Here is a 14,353-nt window from a genome sequence, read left to right on the forward strand (position 1 = left end):
CCTGGCCGTCATCCGCAGGCTCAACGCCATCACCCCGCCCACCGCCGCCTTCGACGCCGCCTTCTCCTCGGAGTGACCTTCCGGCCAAGGCGCGCGCGGTGAGAACGGTGAGAAGGGCCGGGCCGCCGGTCCGCCCCGCTCAGGTGGGCGGCCCGATGGCCCGGCTCCCGGATGTGCCGACCCTCAGTCCATGACGACGATCTGGCGCAGCACCTCGCCGCCCCTGAGCGCCGCCACGGCGTCGTTGAGGTCGGCCAGCTTGATGCGAGAGCTGATCATGCTCTCCAGGTCGAGTTTGCCCGCCTTGTAGAGCCCGGCGAAGAACGGGAAGTCGCGGCGGACGTCCGAGCCGCCGTACAGCGAGCTGAGGATGTTCTTGCCCTCGAACAGCAGGCTGAAGGCGCTCAGCGGGACGTTGTCGTCCACCGCGCCCGCGCCCACCACGATCGTGTCGCCGCCCCGGCGGGTCGCCTGCCAGGCCGTCATGATGGCGGCGGACTTGCCGACGGCCTCGAAGCCGTAGTCGAACCCGGCGCCGCCGGTGAGCGTGCCGACCGCGTCCATGAGCTGGTCCGGGGTGATGGCGTGGGTCGCGCCGACCTTCTTGGCGAGGGCGTGCTTGGACTCCAGGGGGTCGATCGCGAGGATCGTGGTGGCGCCGGAGATGCGGGCCCCCTGGATCACCGACAGGCCGATGCCGCCCGCGCCGACCACGGCGACGGTCGAGCCCGCCCGTACCTTGGCCGTGTTGAGGGCCGCGCCGACGCCGGTGGTGATCCCGCAGCCGATCAGGGCCGCCGCCTCGAACGGCACGTCGGGATCGACCTTGATCGCGCCCTGCCAGGGCACGACGATCTCCTCGGACCAGGTGCCGCACCCGGCCATGCCGAACGCCGGGGTGTCGCCGCCGTAGCGGAAGCGGGCGTTGACGAAGCTGTCCATCACGTACGTCATGCACAGGAACGGCTGGTTCACCAGGCAGTTCGCGCAGCTGCCGCAGGCGGGGGTCCAGTTGACGATGACGTGGTCGCCGGGCCGCACCGAGGTCACGTGGTCGCCGACCTCGACGACCTCGCCCGAGCCCTCGTGACCGGGAATGATCGGCAGCGGCATGGGCAGCACGCCGCTGATCACCGACAGGTCCGAGTGGCAGACGCCGGTGGCCCTGATCTTGACGCGGACATCCGCCGGGCCTACCGGCGCGAGGGTGAAGTCGTCGCGGATGTCGAGCTTGTCGTCGCCGACGGCATGCAGAAGCGCACCACGCATGGGGGGTCCTCCTAGTTCTCCTCAAGGGAGAGGGCGGCTTTGGGACAGGACCGGACCGCGTGCCGGACGCGGTCCATCATCTCCGGCGGCGGCTCAGGCACCAGCAGGTGCAGCTGGTCGTCGTCGTCGAGCTCGAAGACCTCTGGGGCGAGTCCCATGCAGACCGCATTGGCCTCGCAGACCAGATAGTCGACGTTGATTTTCATACGGGCCTCCTAACCGGGAATGGCGAGCTTACGGTGATCCCAGGAGATCACTCGACTCGGCTCGACCACGAAGGCGACCCTCTTCCGGCCGGTGTAGGCCACGTATTCGGTGAGCGACTCCTCCGCGTCGGGCATTCCGGCCATCCGTCTGGCCACGTTCATGCCGACATCGAGGATGCCCTCGGGGTCGTCGATCCTCCGCGCGACCCCGTAGACCAGGACACCGCGCAGGTCGGAGTATTCGTCCCCGGCCTCGATCAGGCAGCTCACCCGGGCGTCGCGCTGGATGTTGAGTGTCTTCTGCGCCTTGCCGTAGGTCCAGAACGAGATCCTGCCCTCGGTCAGCCCGTAGAACATGGTCACCATGTGCGGTGTACCGTCCGGGTTGATCGTGCCGAGTTGCAGTTTCCGCGACTCGCCGACGAAAGCCGTCACCTCGTCGTCGGACATCACGATGCGGGCGCGCTGGTTCACGGTGCAAAGTAGAACACGTTCCACAAGGTCGGGCAAGGGCATTCGGAATGTTGTTCGGTCTCGGTAGTCTGCTGCGATGAGCATCGCCACCATGCCGGCCGACCTGCTGTACGTCGCCCAGCGCGCCAAGGGTTTCATGCCACACCAGGAGGGGATCGCGCTGTTCGAGACCGCCGCCGAGTACGGGCCACGCGGCCCGATCTGCGAGATAGGCAGCTACTGCGGGAAGTCCGCCGTCTACCTCGGGGCGGGGGCCCGGCAGGCCGGGTCCGTCGTCCTCACCGTCGACCACCACCGGGGCTCCGAGGAGATCCAGCCGGGCTGGGCCCACCACGACCCCACGATGATGGACCTCCGCTTCGGCAAGATGGACTCGCTGCCCACGTTCCGCACCACCATCGCCTCCGCCGGTCTGGAGGACGAGGTCGTCGCGATCGTCGGCAGGTCCGAGCGCGTCGCCGCGCTGTGGAACACCCCGCTCGCGATGCTCTTCATCGACGGCGGCCACTCCGAGGACCCGGTGACCAAGGACTACGAGGGGTGGGCGCCGCACGTCATGCGGGGCGGCGCCCTGGTCTTCCACGACATCTACCCGGACCCGGCCAAGGGCGGGCAGGCCCCGTACCGCGTCTACCAGCGGGTCCTCGCCTCCGGCGCGTTCAAGGAGGTCCGGCAGGAGGGCTCGCTGCGGGTGCTCGAACGGGTCGGTCCCGGTATCGGCTGAGCTCCCCGCACGGCACCGGCCGACTGGCGCCGGGCGGCCGGAACCGGGCCCGCAGGGCCACCCGGAGTCCCCGGCCCGCGCCGACGAGCACCAGGGCGAGGAACAGCCCGGAGACGGCGTGGAAGTGGACCAGCAGCCCGTGGACCGCCGCCGTGGCCAGGCCGAACGCGACCTGGTCACGCGGCTTCGCCGGGGACGTGGCGGGGTCGACGATCAGGTATCCGGTGTACAGGGCGAAGGCCGTCCCGGTCATCGGCAGCAGGGCGCCGACCGTCGACATGTCGGTCAGCCCTCCCCTGACCAGCGCCTGCAGGACGAACCCGCAGACCCAGCCGAGGACCAGCGGCAGCCGCCCCGCGAGCCTGGCGTTCACCGCCGTTCCCCAGGCCAGCACGGCCAGCGGCACGACCAGGTCGAACGGCCCCGAGACCCACGCGGTGAACTGGTACGCCGGGGCGAGGCCGACCCACGGGAACAGCAGCGGCACGGCGACGACCCCGAGGGCCGCCGGGTTCAGGAACGGCCTGCCCGGCGCGTCCTCGGAGGCCTGTCGCGCCCTCCCGGCCTCTCTCACCGTCTCCGGCGTCTCCCTGGCCCTCGGGACCCGCGGCGTCTGTGGTGCCGGCGTCACGCGGAAGACGTACGTGCCGCCGACGCCGATGAGGACGGCCAGCACGACCGGCATCAGGTGCCCGTTGCCGTACAGCAGCATCGCGCAGAGCAGGCCGCAGACGTAGGAGGGCAGGAAGAAGGCGACGACCCGGGCGCGGGGCACCCCGAGGTAGCGGGGCGGGCGCCGTCGCGACCACGCCTCCACGGTCTCCAGCGCGAACTCGGCGGTCACGCCGGTGAGCACGCCGACCACCGGAGCCAGGCAGGACTGCTCGAACCCGAGCACGGTGTGCCCGAGCACGGTGATCACGGTGAGCGACTCCGCCAGCCGCCGGAACGCCTCGTCCCGCTTCCGGCCGCGCGGGCTCCGGTCGTGCCGGTTCCGGAGGTTCCGGTCCTGGTTGTCTCGTCTCGGGTCGGTGTTCATCGCCGCCGGATCTCCGAGGCGCGGCCGCCGGCCAGCAGGATCCGGTGCCAGCCGGGCTCCAGGGACAGCGACGCGGTACGGGCGCCGCCGCAGGCGTCCCTCCAGGAGATCTCGACGGGGACGGTGGCGCCCGGCAGGTCGTCGCCCAGGCCGAACAGCAGCTCGGGCGCGGAGACGCCGTTGTGGCCGTTGGCGGGGTAGAGCTGCCTGCTGCGCGTCACCCCGCCAGGCAGGCGCACCGTGGCCACGGCCCCGACGGCGGCCCGCGTCGGCCCGGGGGGTACCGGCTCGGGTCGTGCGGACCTGGGGTGCGCCTGCCCGGGGCTCGCCGGTTCGGGGTGCGCCAGGCTGGGGTTCGCCGGTCCGGGGCGCGTCGGCTCGGGGGGTGTCTGTCCCGTACGCGTCCGCGCGGGGGGTGTCGCGGGGGGCGTGCCGCAGGCACCGGCGGGAAGGCGGAGCCTCAGGCCCACGAACGGGGCCGTCGGGCCGTGGTTGCGGTAGAGCACCGACGCGGACCACTGGTTGGCGACCGCGAAGTCCAGCCGCCCGTCGTCGTCGACGTCGCCCACGGCGAACGCCCGGCCGACCGTGCCGCCGTCACCGTCACCGTCACCGTCACTGTCACCGTCGTCGCCACTGTCATCGTTGCCGCCGCTCACCCCGGCCCGCCGCGCCACGTCCACGTAGCGGCCGTCCGGGCCCCTGGTGAAGAAGGTGTTGGTGTCACGGCCCGACAGGTCGTCACCGGCCCGCAGGTCCGGCCACAGCGAGGGGTGGGAGAGGAGCAGGTCGTTGACCGACGACGCCTCGCGCAGCCGCGCCCACCGGTCGGCCTCACCCCTGACGAACCCGGTCGCGTGCATGATCTCGTCGACGCCGTCGTTGTCGAAGTCGGCGGCCTTGACGTCCCAGGACCAGCCGCCGCGGCTCAGCCCCAGCTCCTCGCCGAGGTCGTCGTACGGCGCGTGACCCTCGTGGAGCCCGCCGGGCCGGGACACGAAGGCGAAGTTGCTCTCGTGCGGCGCGTGGTCGCCGGTGAGGTTGCTCACTAGGATGTCCGGCCTGCCGTCGGCGTTGAGGTCGGTGAAGGCCACCCCCATCCCCTTGAACGAGTCGCGGCCGAGCACCCGGGAGTGGGGAGTCGCCAGGCCCGGGGCGCCCCGGGCCTCGGTGAACCGGATCCTGCCGGGCACCGACTCGTTGACCAGCAGGTGGTCGGGACCGAAGTCGTTGGCCACGTACAGTTCCGGCCGCCCGTCGCCGTCCAGGTCCTGGGTGCCCAGCGCGAGTGTCCAGCCCCCGCCTCCGCCCTCGCCCTCGATCTCGTCGAACACCCCCTCGGCCTCGGTGAACAGCGCGGGACCCGTCGCCCGGTAGAGCCGGTCGCCGCCCCCGTTGGCGGCGGCGGACAGCGAGTCGGGCATCACGGCGTCGCCGTGGTCGGCGCCGCCGCCCAGCACCCTGACGCCGTCGGGGAAGTAGTTGCCGAAGACCAGGTCGAGGCGGCCGTCCCCGTCGAAGTCACCGGCCGTGGCGGCGCTGGTGTTCCAGATCTCCGGTTCGCCGGTCAGCGCGCGGTGGCGGAAGGCCGCGCCGGACGGGGGCGTCCCGGGCACGCGCAGGAACAGGGAGGGGGAGCGGCCCCAGTAGTAGACGACCAGGTCCTCCCAGCCGTCCTGGTCGAGATCGGCGGGCAGGCACCCGGTGGGCGCCTCGTGCCGCCCGCGTTCCGGGGGGACCAGCGTGAACGGCCGGTAGCCGCGGGAGGTCCCCGGTGCGGGCCTGACGGTCACCGTGTCGCGGCGGGGATCGACCAGGCACAGGTCGTCGGCGACGATCTCGTCGTCCACGTCGAACAGGGCCACCCCGGCGCCCAGCGCCGACACCCGGCTCCGTAGGTTCGCGTATCCGGGCGCGACCGGCCGCAGGACGCGGTCACCGGGCTCCGCGGGCGGGCCCAGCCGTCTCGCGTGGAAGGAGAAGTCGGCGGACGCCTCCACGGCCGAGGTGTCCGGCAGGGCGGTCAGCCTCCACCCGGCGGTCGCGGCCACCAGGGCCAGGACTCCCGCCGCGTACCTGCGAACCCCCGGCACCGTTCCCACCGCCCTCCGAGTCGTGATCATGAGTGGTCGTGAGTGGTCGTACGTGTCACGGGCGTCATGAATCGCGGTCGCGTCGTGCCCAGGCCTTCCTGATCCCCGCCCGCCAGGCCTGGTAGTGGTCGTCGCTGTGCGCGTTGTGGCCCAGCGCGACGAGCGCGGTGTCGGTCCAGCCCGCCGCCTCGTCCACCTCGGCCCCGCACAGCACGGGGGCGGCGGCGACGGTGTGCTCGGGGACGACGTCCGAGATCAGCCGGGCGGCGCAGGCGAGGGCGCAGCCCTGGGCGAGGTGGGCGCGGAAGCCGTCCTCCGCCGCGGCCGAGGCGAGCCGCCACAGGTCCGCGGCGCTCGCGCCCCCGGTGTACGTGGCGGCGAGGCCCACCCCGCTCCACAGGTCGGCGCGGCGTCCCGCGGGGAACTCGGCGACGCGCATCACGACGTCGTCCGCCCCCGCGCACTCGTGGAACCAGAGCATCCGCCCCAGCCCCTGGTCGAAGATCGCCCGCCGTGTCCGGTCCATCAGCCCGGCCGTGCGCTGGCGTCCCACCGTCCGGTCGGAGGAGAGGAAGCCCTGGTGGAAGCCGAAGCCGTCGTGGGCGAGCCAGCGCAGCAGCGGGTGCACCGAGTGGACGCCCCACATCGGCCGCAGCCGCATGCGGGCGTACGCCCGGCCGGTGCCCATGTGGACGAGGTGCGGGTAGCGCAGGCCCTGCCCGCTCAGCAGCTCCCTGAGACGGCGCCCGCCGGTGAGGGTGAGCACGTCGAGGGTGGCGCAGGCCATGCCCGCGCCCTCGTACGCGAAACCGCGCAGGTCCTCGCGGAGGTCGTCGATCCGCCCGGTCTCCCCGGCGACCACCGCGTTGAAGCCGGAGACGAACGCCTCTCCCGTGCTCTCCAGGAGCTCGCGCGCCGGGCCCAGCCGGAACCGCCGCACCCCGAACCCCATCCGGGCGGGATCCTGCCACAGCAGCCGGGCCACGCCCTTCGGCCTGGCCGGGGTGAGGGACCTCGGTGGCCCCGCGGACGGATCCGACGCCTCCTCCGGCGGGCCGGAGGGCTCGGAGGGGTTCTCCGGGGCTTCGGGCGGGTTGGCGGGATCCGCCGGGCTCGGGGGCTCGCGGTGGGAGGGAGGGGAGGCCGGGGGGTCCTGAAGGCCCTGGAGGTCCTGGAGGTCCTGGAGGTCCGGAGGGGCGGGAGGGAGTGGGAGGTCGACGAGGTCGGGAAGGCCCGGGGTGTCCGGCGCGCCGGGAGATCGCGGGGGATCCGGCGTGTCGGCGGCCTCGGTGCCGGTCCTCGCGTCGGCCGTCCCGGCGCCGTCTCCCTGAGTGACCGTCCGGGTGCCCTCCGCGTTGCTCACGGACCCGAACGTAGTGAGCCGCCCCCGGCCCTTCAAGTACCGCGTTTCCGATTCAGGGCAAAGAATTCCGCGCGGGGAAACGCGGGGAAACCGCCGGGGGCCCGGCCGGGAGTCCCCGCGGCCAGGCCGTGACGGGGGGGTTCAGCCCAGGGAGCGGGCGTGGCTGCAGCCGCAGGCGGCGGTGGGCCGGTCGGTCACGTACGTGCCCGCGTCCCGGAAGACGCCCGACGCGGGGGTGTACCCGGCCAGCGCGTCGGCGGCGAGCACGACCGCGGCCGCGGTGTAGGCGGAGCGCTCGTGCGGGAAGTGCTTCTCGTTCACGAACTGCCAGCCGGTCCAGTACGAACCGTCCTCGTGCCGCAGGTGCTGCATGTCCGAGAAGAGCTTCGACGCCCGCTCCCGGTCGCCCAGGGCGTCGAGGGCGAGCACCAGCTCGCACGTCTCGGCGCCGGTCACCCACGGCTGGTCGGAGACGCAGCGGATGCCGAGGTCCGGTTCCACGAACGTGTCCCACTCCTCGGCCAGCCGCGCCTCCGCCGCCGGGCCGCGTACCGCGCCGCCCAGGATCGGGTAGTACCAGTCCATCGAGAAGCGGCTCTTGTCGGCGAACGCCTCCGGGTGGGCGGCCAGCACGTGGCCGAGCTGGTCGGCGGCGAGTTCCCAGTCGGGCTGCGGGTCGCCCAAGTGCTCGCCGAGCAGCACACCGCAGCGCAGCCCCTGGTGGACGGAGGCGCAGCCGGTCAGCAGGGCGTACCCGGCGGGCCTGCCGTCGGCCGCGCGCTCCCAGACGATCTCACCCCGGGTGGTCTGCAGGCCGACCACGAAGTCCAGCGCGGCCCGGACGACCGGCCACATCCGCCGGGCGAAGTCCTCGTCCCCGGTCACCAGCAGCTCGTGCCAGACGCCGACCGCGACGTACGCGGCGTGGTTGGACTCCCCGCCCTGCTCGACGGCCTCGCCCCCGACCAGCTTCATCGGCCAGGAACCGTCGGCCCGCTGGGTGCGGACCAGCCAGTCGTACCCCCGGCGGACCGGCCCCGTCAGTCCCGCCACGCTCATCGCCATCAGGCACTCGATGTGGTTCCAGGCGTCCACGTGCCCCTCGGGCCACGGGACGCCCCCGTCGGGCTCCTGCACCGCCGCGATGCTCCGCGCGGTCTGGACGACCTGTTCCCACTCCACGGAGGCGTTCACCGGTTCCCCTCCGGAGCTCACGCAGGCTTCCGGACGTAGAGCACCACGCTCTTGCCGATGAGCGGGTTGAGCACGGCCTCGGCGATCCTGGTGGCGGCGGGGCGCTTCATGATGTCCCAGACCAGCAGCTCGTGGTACGCCTTGGCCAGCGGGTGGTCGTCGTTGCCGACGCCGACCGCGCACTTGATCCACCAGTACGGCGCGTGCAGGCCGTGGGCGTGGTGGTGCGGGCCGACGGTGAAGCCCGTCGACTTGAGCTTCGCGCTCAGCTCGGCCAGCGTGTAGATGCGGACGTGCCCGCCGGGAGCGGTGTGGTACGCCTCGTCGAGGGCCCAGCAGATCCGTTCGGGCAGGAAGCTCGGCACGGTGACGGCCGCCTGGCCGCCCGGCTTGAGCACCCGGAAGATCTCCCGCATCGCGGCCATGTCGTCGGGGATGTGCTCCAGCACCTCGGCCGCGATCACCCGGTCGAAGCTGCCGTCCTCGAAGGGCATGTCGAGCGCGTCGCCCGTCACGGTGTCGCCCGTCGCCTCGGGCGGCACCTCCCCGGCCTTGTCCATCGCGGCGAACATGCTCGCCACGCCCTCCAGCTCCCTGGCGTCCATGTCGAAGGCCACCACGTCGGCGCCGCGCCGCAGCACCTCGAAGGCATGCCGTCCGCCGCCACAGCCCAGGTCCAGGACTCGGTTCCCCGGTCCCACGGGCAGCCGGTCGAAGTCGACAGTCAGCACTCGCCGCTCCTCTTCACAGTTGGTGGTTCGGGGGTGTCGCTCACGTCGCGCGGCGGGCCTGGATGGCCTCGTGGTAGGCCTCCACGGTCCGCTTGGCGACGACGTTCCAGGTGTAGCGCTCCATCACCCGGTCGTAGCCCTTCCTGCCCACCGCGGCCCGCTCCTCGGGGGAGTCGTGCAGGCGGCGCAGCACCGCGGCCAGCTCCTCGGGGTCGCCCGGCGCCACCTGCACGGCGGCGTCGCCGACTACCTCGGGCAGCGCCCCGGTGCGGCTGGCGACCAGCGGGGTGCCGCAGGCCATGTGCTCGACGGCCGGGAGCGAGAAGCCCTCGTACAGGGAGGGGACGACCGAGATCTCCGAGGTGGCGATCAGCTCGCCCAGCTCGGTGTCGGAGATGCCGTGGACGAACTTCACCCGGTCGTGCAGCGCCAGCTCGGCGACGAGCTTCTCGGTCGGGCCGCCGGGGGTGGGCCTGCTGACCACGGTGAGGTTCACGTCGCGCTCGGTGGCGAGCTTCGCCACCGCCCGCAGCAGCGTCGCGACGCCCTTCATCGGGGAGTCGGCGCTGGCCACCGCGACGATGGAACCGGGCCGCTTGGGCATCTCCGGGCGCGGGTGGAAGTAGCGGGTGTCGACGCCCAGCGGGATGAGCCGCATGTTCTTCTGCGGCACGTTGAAGTCGCGGTGGATGTCGGCGAGGGACGACTCGCTGACGGTCAGGATCGGGTTGAGCCGGGGCGCGACCTTGGCCTGCATGCGGACGAAGCCGTACCAGCGCCGCATCGGGATCTTCTTGCGCAGCGTCGCGGCCTTCAGCTCGATGCGCCGGTCCACGCTGATCGGGTGGTGGATGGTCCCGACCACCGGGAACAGCTTCTGGATGCCGAGCACGCCGTAGCCGAGGGTCTGGTTGTCCTGCACGACGTCGAAGTCGCCGACGCGCTTCTTCAGCTCGCGGTAGGCCCGCAGGCTGAAGGTGAGCGGCTCGGGGAATCCGGCGGTCCACATGGTGCCGACCTCAAGCAGGTCGATCCAGTCGCGGTACTCGCGCAGCCCGGGGGTGCGGAAGGGGTCCTCGTCGCGGTACAGATCCAGGCTGGGGATCTTGGTGAGGACGACGCCCTCGTCGAGCTCCGGGTAGGGCTGGCCGGAGAAGACCTCCACGCTGTGCCCGAGGGCGACCAGCTCGCGGCTGAGATGACGCAGGTAGACGCCCTGCCCACCACAGGTCGGCTTGCTGCGGTACGACAGCAGCGCGACGCGCAGTGATTCAGCACCCGGCACGGCAACCCCCTTCTCAACCTGTCCGAAAAGGGGACAGGTACCGTGAAAGATGACCTTAGTCCTCGGACCCTACCATTCGGGAGCTCTGTTGCACCTGATGTGGAATTGTGCCTAGATCGTGCTTCACGGGGCGCGAACTGGGAAGTTAGCCTTACCGAGCGTGATTCGGTGTAACGCGTTCTAGGTGCGCCGCGGGGTGATGGTGCCCCTTCGGGAGGTGTGCGGGTACATTCGCCATCAAACGGCACAAGACCAGGCATAGGTCGCCGCCCCCGCAAGCGAGGAGGACGCGTTGGCCAGGCGCGCGCTGATCACCGGTATCACCGGGCAGGACGGTTCCTATCTGGCCGAGTGCCTGCTCAATCAGGGCTACGAGGTCTCCGGCCTCGCCCGAGGGCAGGCCAACCCCCGTGTATCGCGGCTCCGCAAGCTTCTCCAGGACGTCCAGCTCGTCCGGGGCGACCTGCTCGACCAGGGTTCGCTGATCTCCGCCGTCGAGAAGGTCCAGCCCGACGAGGTCTACAACCTGGGCGCCATCTCGTTCGTCCCCATGTCGTGGGAACAGGCCGAGCTCACCGCCGAGGTGACCGGCATGGGCGTGCTGCGCATGCTTGAGGCCATCCGGGTCTGCTCGGGCATCTCCTCCTCGCGCACGGTGGCCGGGTCGGACCAGATCCGCTTCTACCAGGCCTCCTCCTCGGAGATGTTCGGCCAGGTCCGCGAGACCCCGCAGACCGAGATCACCCCCTTCCACCCCCGCTCGCCGTACGGCGTGGCCAAGGCGTACGGGCACTTCCTGACGCAGAACTACCGCGAGTCGTACGGCATGTACGCGGTGTCGGGGATCCTGTTCAACCACGAGTCCCCGCGCCGGGGGGCCGAGTTCGTCACCAGGAAGGTGACGCTCGGCGTGGCCAGGATCAAGCTCGGCCTCGCCTCCGAGCTGCGCCTGGGCAACATGGAGGCGCGCCGCGACTGGGGCTTCGCCGGGGACTACGTCCGCGCGATGCACCTGATGCTCCAGGCGGGCACGCCGGAGGACTACGTGATCGGCACCGGCCGCACCCACACCGTCCGCGACCTCGTGGAGGCCGCCTTCACCGCCGCCGGTCTCGACTGGGAGCGGTACGTGGTCACCGACCAGACCCTGCACCGCCCGGCGGAGGTCGACCTGCTCTGCGCCGACCCGAAGAAGGCCCGCGTCCAGCTCGGCTGGGAGCCCACGGTCACCTTCGAGGAGCTCGTGGCGATGATGGTCGAGTCGGACGTGAAGCTGCTCTCCGAGGGCGGCGACCCCGACCAGGACTCCTCCTGGCCCTGAGTCTTCCCGCTCTCCCTTTTCCGGGTGCCGGGACCGCCTGAGCCGACCCGGCGGGTTCCCGCTCGCTAGACGAAACGGAACGTCTCGTCTTGACGGCATGCCCGAGAGGGGCGATGCTGTACCTATTGGCGAGACGGTACGTATCGTTTCCCGTAGGCCCGGAAAAGATGTCGACAGAGGAGAAACCATGTCCCGACGTGCGCATATCGCGATGGTCAGCATCCCCGCGCCGGGCCACGTGAACCCGAGCATCGAGGTGATCAGGGAGCTGGTGGCGCGCGGGCACCGGGTGACCTACGCCAACGACCCCTCCTTCGCCGAGGTGGTCACCGGCGCCGGGGCCGAGCTCGTCCCGTACGCCTCGACCCTGCCCATGGGCGACACAGCCGAGTGGCCGGAGGACACGATCGCCCAGCTCGACGTCTTCCTCGACGACGCGATCTCGATGCTGCCGCAGCTCCGCGCCGCGTACGAGAACGACCGGCCCGACCTGTTCCTCTACGACATCGGGGGCTACACCGCCCGGGTGCTCGCGGAGAACTGGGACATCCCCCTGATGCAGCTCTCGCCGACCTACGTGGCCTGGGAGGGCTACCGGGAGGACATGGCGCCGATGATGGCCGAGCTGAGGAAGGCCCCCGGCGGGGCCGAGCACTACCGGCGGTTCGAGGAGTGGCTGCGCGGCAACGGCATCCACGGGATCGACTCCGACGACTTCGGGGGCCGCCCGCCACGGGCGCTCGCGCTCATCCCGAAGGTCGTGCAGCCCAACGCCGAGCGGGTCGACCCCGCCCGGATCACCTTCACCGGGCCCTGCTTCGCCACCCGCTCCCACCAGGAGCCCTGGACCCGCCCCGAGGGCGCGGAGAAGGTGCTGCTCGTCTCCCTGGGTTCGGCCTTCACCAACCTGCCGGACTTCTACCGCTCCTGCCTGGCGGCCTTCGGCGACCTGCCCGGCTGGCACGTCGTCCTCCAGGTCGGCAAGTTCGTGGACCGGGCGGAACTCGGCGCGATCCCCGCCAACGTCGAGGTGCACCCCTGGGTGTCGCAGCTCTCGATCCTGGAGCGGGCCGACGCGTTCGTCACCCACGCGGGCATGGGCGGCACGCAGGAGGGCCTGTACTGCGGCGTCCCGATGATCGCCGTCCCGCAGGCCGCCGACCAGTTCGGCAACGCCGACAGGCTCGTGGAGCTCGGGGTCGGCCGCCGGATCGACACCGGGGAGGCCACCCCCGAGGCGCTGCGCGCGGCCCTGCTCGACCTCACCTCGGACCCGGAGGTGGCGGCGCGGCTGGCCAGGCTCGGGGACGAGGTCCGGGGCGAGGGCGGTACCACCCGCGCGGCCGACCTGATCGAGGAGCTGCTCGCACCTCGCGCGGTTTCCTGATTCGTTCCTGACTCAGTGGGCGGAGGTGCGGCCCGCCAGGCGTTCGTACCGCTGCTTGGCGGCCTGGGGGGTGGCGAGGCCGAGACCGAACGCGATCTCCTGCCAGGTGAGGCCCCGGCCCCGCGCCACGAGGAGGAGCGCCGCCTCCAGCTCGTCCATCTCCGCGCGGGCCCGGGGCAGGAGGGTGAGGGCGGCGGTGATGTCGGCGTGGTCCACCTCCGGCTCACCCTCCTCGCGATGGGCGCCGCCGCTCAGCAGGAACGTCACGAGCCTGACGGCCTCGTGGGGTCCGAGGACCGTGGGGTGGACCTGCCGGAGGCGCCGGCCCTCGTCGGACGCGTGGCGCTCGGCGATACGCGAGAGGGAGGCGTACTCGCGGTGCGCCCTGGTCAGGGCCGGGTCGGGGGGCGTGAAGGGGTCGGATGATCCGTCATGGGAAGCGGGCATGCGACCAGGATGCGCCATTAAACACCCCGTTGTCAACGTAGTGAGTTAAACAGAATGTTTAAGCGGTGGCCGGGGGGAGCGCCGCGGCGATGCAGTCGAGGACGCGCTCCAGCCCGTTCCGGAACTGGTCGTCGCGGCTCAGGTGCGGCTGGCGGGCCTGCATCACGATCTTGGTGAAGATCGGGTAGTCCCCGCTGCTCAGCAGCTGGTGGACGCGTGAGGAGCTCCGCTTCATCCACTCCGACTCGCTGAGCCCGCTGCGACGGACCTCCTCGGCCCAGCTGACCTCCTCGCGAGCGGCGCCCTCGACGTAGCCGTTCAGCATGGCCATGAGGCCGAGGTTCTCGTCGATGGAGACGTGGGCGTCGAGGACGCCTATCACCCGTTCGATCACGAGCAGCTGGTTGGGGCCGAAGCCGGGGAGCGACCGCTGCACGGTGGCGATCCACGGGTGGCGCAGCCACATCGCCCGCAGCCCGTCGGCGTAGCGCGTCAGGTCCGCGCGCCAGTCGCCGGAGGGCAGTCCCGCGACGTCGATCTCGCCCTGCAGGTGGTCGGCGATGAGCTCGACGAGGTCGTCGCGGCTCGGGACGTACCGGTAGAGGGACATCGCGCCCGCGCCGATCTCGGCGGCGATCCGCCGCATGGTGGCGGCCTCCAGCCCCTCGGCGTCGGCGATCCGGATCGCCGCCTCGGTGATCCGTGCGCGGCTGTAGGCCGGTTTCGGCCCCCGGGCCGGGCGCTCGGGCCGCATCCAGATGCTCACGTACTCGGCGTCGGTCACCGTCCCACCCCCTACTTGCGTACATGGTACCCAGTA

At 71.7% G+C, this 14,353-nt stretch carries 14 protein-coding genes; 3 read left to right on the forward strand and 11 right to left on the reverse strand.

Annotated features, from left to right (window positions below; translation table 11 throughout):
* Positions 1-183 precede the first annotated feature (183 nt).
* Genes ACSC1Q_RS18525 through ACSC1Q_RS18535 form a run of 3 tightly spaced genes read right to left on the reverse strand, consistent with a single transcriptional unit; the run spans position 184 to position 1,949 of the window.
* Positions 184-1,269 (reverse strand): alcohol dehydrogenase catalytic domain-containing protein, encoded by a 1,086-nt coding sequence (locus ACSC1Q_RS18525; protein WP_436759950.1) that lies wholly within the window; start codon positions 1,267-1,269, stop codon positions 184-186.
* 11 nt (positions 1,270-1,280) lie between these two features.
* Positions 1,281-1,475, reverse strand: coding sequence for a ferredoxin (locus ACSC1Q_RS18530; RefSeq protein ID WP_436759951.1), 195 nt, complete (start codon positions 1,473-1,475; stop codon positions 1,281-1,283).
* Positions 1,476-1,484: 9 nt separating this feature from the next.
* Positions 1,485-1,949: a pyridoxamine 5'-phosphate oxidase family protein gene (locus tag ACSC1Q_RS18535; RefSeq protein ID WP_436759952.1), complete on the reverse strand. Its 465-nt coding sequence runs from the start codon at positions 1,947-1,949 to the stop codon at positions 1,485-1,487.
* A 76-nt stretch (positions 1,950-2,025) separates the two neighbouring features.
* On the opposite strand from ACSC1Q_RS18535, the gene ACSC1Q_RS18540 reads away from it, so the two are divergent.
* Positions 2,026-2,673 carry a class I SAM-dependent methyltransferase gene (locus tag ACSC1Q_RS18540; RefSeq protein WP_436759953.1) on the forward strand — a complete coding sequence of 216 codons (648 nt, stop codon included), beginning with the start codon at positions 2,026-2,028 and terminating at the stop codon, positions 2,671-2,673.
* On the opposite strand, the gene ACSC1Q_RS18545 is transcribed toward ACSC1Q_RS18540, so the two are convergent.
* The 6 genes from ACSC1Q_RS18545 to ACSC1Q_RS18570 form a co-directional block, all read right to left on the reverse strand.
* The gene (locus ACSC1Q_RS18545; protein ID WP_436759954.1) at positions 2,609-3,712 is read right to left on the reverse strand and encodes an enediyne biosynthesis protein UnbU; all 1,104 of its coding nucleotides are present in this window, start codon (positions 3,710-3,712) and stop codon (positions 2,609-2,611) included. The genes ACSC1Q_RS18540 and ACSC1Q_RS18545 overlap by 65 nt on opposite strands.
* Positions 3,709-5,835: a CRTAC1 family protein gene (locus ACSC1Q_RS18550; RefSeq protein WP_436759955.1), complete on the reverse strand. Its 2,127-nt coding sequence runs from the start codon at positions 5,833-5,835 to the stop codon at positions 3,709-3,711. The genes ACSC1Q_RS18545 and ACSC1Q_RS18550 overlap by 4 nt, the downstream gene beginning before the upstream one ends.
* A 34-nt stretch (positions 5,836-5,869) precedes the next feature.
* Positions 5,870-7,168: a DUF1702 family protein gene (locus ACSC1Q_RS18555; protein ID WP_436759956.1), complete on the reverse strand. Its 1,299-nt coding sequence runs from the start codon at positions 7,166-7,168 to the stop codon at positions 5,870-5,872.
* Positions 7,169-7,309: 141 nt separating this feature from the next.
* Positions 7,310-8,362: a prenyltransferase gene (locus ACSC1Q_RS18560; protein ID WP_436759957.1), complete on the reverse strand. Its 1,053-nt coding sequence runs from the start codon at positions 8,360-8,362 to the stop codon at positions 7,310-7,312.
* 17 nt (positions 8,363-8,379) lie between these two features.
* Positions 8,380-9,093, reverse strand: coding sequence for a class I SAM-dependent methyltransferase (locus ACSC1Q_RS18565; RefSeq protein ID WP_350969293.1), 714 nt, complete (start codon positions 9,091-9,093; stop codon positions 8,380-8,382).
* A gap of 40 nt (positions 9,094-9,133) precedes the next feature.
* Positions 9,134-10,378: a glycosyltransferase family 4 protein gene (locus ACSC1Q_RS18570; RefSeq protein WP_436759958.1), complete on the reverse strand. Its 1,245-nt coding sequence runs from the start codon at positions 10,376-10,378 to the stop codon at positions 9,134-9,136.
* A gap of 292 nt (positions 10,379-10,670) precedes the next feature.
* On the opposite strand from ACSC1Q_RS18570, the gene ACSC1Q_RS18575 reads away from it, so the two are divergent.
* The gene (locus tag ACSC1Q_RS18575; protein ID WP_436759959.1) at positions 10,671-11,699 is read left to right on the forward strand and encodes a GDP-mannose 4,6-dehydratase; all 1,029 of its coding nucleotides are present in this window, start codon (positions 10,671-10,673) and stop codon (positions 11,697-11,699) included.
* 187 nt (positions 11,700-11,886) lie between these two features.
* A complete protein-coding gene (locus tag ACSC1Q_RS18580) occupies positions 11,887-13,086 on the forward strand; it encodes a macrolide family glycosyltransferase (RefSeq protein ID WP_436759960.1) in 1,200 nt (399 codons plus the stop codon).
* Positions 13,087-13,098: 12 nt separating this feature from the next.
* Here ACSC1Q_RS18580 and ACSC1Q_RS18585 read toward each other — a convergent pair whose 3' ends face one another.
* Together ACSC1Q_RS18585 and ACSC1Q_RS18590 are read right to left on the reverse strand one after the other, a co-directional pair.
* On the reverse strand, positions 13,099-13,533 hold the full coding sequence (locus ACSC1Q_RS18585) for a DNA-binding protein (RefSeq protein WP_436759961.1): 435 nt from the start codon (positions 13,531-13,533) through the stop codon (positions 13,099-13,101).
* Positions 13,534-13,591: 58 nt separating this feature from the next.
* Complete coding sequence (locus ACSC1Q_RS18590) at positions 13,592-14,317, reverse strand: TetR/AcrR family transcriptional regulator (protein WP_436759962.1); 726 nt, start codon at positions 14,315-14,317, stop codon at positions 13,592-13,594.
* Positions 14,318-14,353: the final 36 nt, after the last annotated feature.

It is taken from the genome of Streptosporangium heterodermiicola, assembly GCF_051390675.1.
GTDB lineage: Bacteria > Actinomycetota > Actinomycetes > Streptosporangiales > Streptosporangiaceae > Streptosporangium.